The sequence below is a fragment of the Porticoccus sp. GXU_MW_L64 genome (assembly GCF_052983295.1).
The window spans coordinates 1-2,409 of record NZ_JBRKJK010000035.1; the positions used below are offsets into that span (position 1 = coordinate 1).

Genomic DNA, 2,409 nt, shown 5'->3' on the forward strand with positions numbered 1-2,409 from the left:
GAGGGCATCATGGCGGAGATGGTCAGCCGGTTTGAGCTGCCGCCGCACAGCCTGGTTGGGCTGGGGCAGGTGCTTTCGATTATCAAACAGCGGCAGCAACGGCTGAGGGAGCGGCTGATTCAGATGGGCGGGTAATCCCCTGCCAGCAACCGACCAAAAATAACGCCCCGGCAGATCAATGGCGGGGCGTTGGGTGGGGTTTCTCAGCTATAAATCAGGAGGGATTTTCAATAGATCTCCCACCTTTTCGCAAATCATTAATTATCACAGGAAGTACCTTCCATGCTTTTACCAGCACACAAAACTCCTCTGTACTCTCAAAGCTCTTTACGTCATCAAAATTATTTGGAAGCATAGATAAAAAGCCAACAGATAAATTAACAGTTTCACCGGATGAAGCCACCCTAACAGACACGCTCAATGCCCCAATAAACTCATTTTCGAGTTCTATAAAATCCAACTGAAGTAAAAAAGTCACTTCTAAAATTTCACCATCAACTATCTGAACACGAACTAAAAGTTTATCCCCTTCTGTTTCATAAGACATAAATCGCTCAAAAGGCACACCTAAAAATATTTCACTAACTACAAAACCCCAGATAGAGTCAAAATTCTGGCCAATTAACGCATGCTTCAATTCAGAGGTAACACAACCAAGAGACCGAGATAGCTCCTTAGCTCTTCGTTCAGCAAACTGTTCATCTCTAGCCTTACTCGCGGTGCCTTTCTTATCATATAGAAGTTCCCTCAAACAGGGATCTAATTGGAACTTATATGTTTCATCCCATACATTTAATCTAGACAGTTTTCCATATCGACTTTTACGGTCTTTGCTCAAGGCCATCAAAAATTTCGAATTAAATTTATAACCATCAACAGTGAGAACCGACAGAGGCTTTTCTGAAAGAAAAACCTCTTTTGCATACTCTTTCAAATACTCCTTATGGATAAATAACTGCTCTTCTGAGCAAATAGCATTCATTATGTCTTCGTTCACGAAGCAAGAATGAACACCACAGCTTTCTATAAACTCCCAGTAGTAAGGGATTTTAGGGATACACACCCCAATCATCCTGTCTCTCGTTATCAAGTCGAGTCCTCAATTTACATGTGCTGACAACCTGGAGAACTTGGATCAAGCAAGCATTGTGGGATCCTCATTGGAGAGGGATAAAATGCCTCTGCTGCACCAGCAAGCCCCATCTTACTAGCAAACCAAAACCTCCTCTTCTGAGCAGCGCTGAATGAATTGAAGCGATCAATCCTTCTCACAAGGATTCTAATATTCGGATTGTTCGATGTGCGCACTCTATTCACAAAAGCTTTTGCTTCAGACTTCGTCATTCTTGATAGATCTATATCATTTTCTGCCGCAAATGCCGCCAGCTCTTGCCTCACTGCAAGGTTGTATTTCTTGTGCGTCTTGTCCCACTGGTGAACCTCTCTGGGAAGTTTTTCTCCACTTACCGACTGCCCAAATACAGACCTAGCATCATCTGAAACGTCTAAATCATTGAGGGAGCCGCCTGGGACCCAATGATGCCCTTTACCAGAAGTGCCTTTTGCAAAACGCTTTCTATGCTCTGCTGCACTTAGCTCTGCATTAAACAAATGGGCAATAGCAGCAGTAGCCGCCCCATTACCAAACTTCCCTCCTGTTAACTCAGATATTGTGCCGCCAACAATCGCAGCCACTGTCGTACGACCTATAACCGCTGCAGTACTCCCGTCGCTATAATCAAATCCTATATAACTCGTAAATGCCTTAGTTAAGCCAGCACTTACGAACCCGTGACCAAATTTTCCGCCTTGTAATTCAGAAAACACTCCGCCAGCCACAGCATGAGCAAATATCCGCTCTGGTGCGCTTAAATCTGCACCACCTATCTGCGAGAACACGTACGATTGCGCAAATGAGATTGCCCCTGCTTTGACGCCATCAAGCAAGCTGCCTCCATTCGCATAGGTAACAGCTTCACTGTATGCCGCGACAGCACTTGCACCGCCATAATAGGCAATCACAATAGTCACAACCGCATTGAGTATCGGTTTACTAGAGATGTATTGCAGTGCTGGCTGAATAACATTTTTGCCGATCCAGCTGCTCTGTATGGTTTTTTTCAGGATATAGCTACTGAGTAACTGGCCTACAAAATATCCACTTGGATCAGTTGCATTTAAAGGATTGTTCCAGACATAACTGTACCGATTCAGACTCTGCGTCATCATCGGGTCTTGTATGAATGGGTCGGCCTGAAGGAACCTGGCAATCTTCGGATCGTAAATGCGACCATTTAATGACCCCGACGCACTTGTCGTAGGCGAAGGCGGTTTTCCCCAGAGGCATCAAGGTGTTAAAGAGCAATCGCGCGAAGGCTTTACGACCATACCCCAAAAAATCCCCAGACG

General features: G+C 44.9%; 2 protein-coding genes. Both read right to left on the reverse strand.

All coding sequences use genetic code 11. The annotated features are described in order from the left end of the window. Positions 1-214: 214 nt before the first annotated feature. Entirely contained in the window at positions 215-982 is a 768-nt protein-coding gene (locus ACVBEJ_RS14465; RefSeq protein WP_447130342.1) for a hypothetical protein, read from the reverse strand. A gap of 122 nt (positions 983-1,104) precedes the next feature. Beyond that, positions 1,105-2,286 (reverse strand): RHS repeat-associated core domain-containing protein, encoded by a 1,182-nt coding sequence (locus tag ACVBEJ_RS14470; RefSeq protein WP_447130343.1) that lies wholly within the window; start codon positions 2,284-2,286, stop codon positions 1,105-1,107. Positions 2,287-2,409: the final 123 nt, after the last annotated feature.

Excerpts from the sequence above, each read along its gene's own strand:
- ACVBEJ_RS14465 (WP_447130342.1), bottom strand. The coding sequence starts at position 982 with ATGAATGCTATTTGCTCAGAAGAGCAGTTATTTATCCATAAGGAGTAT.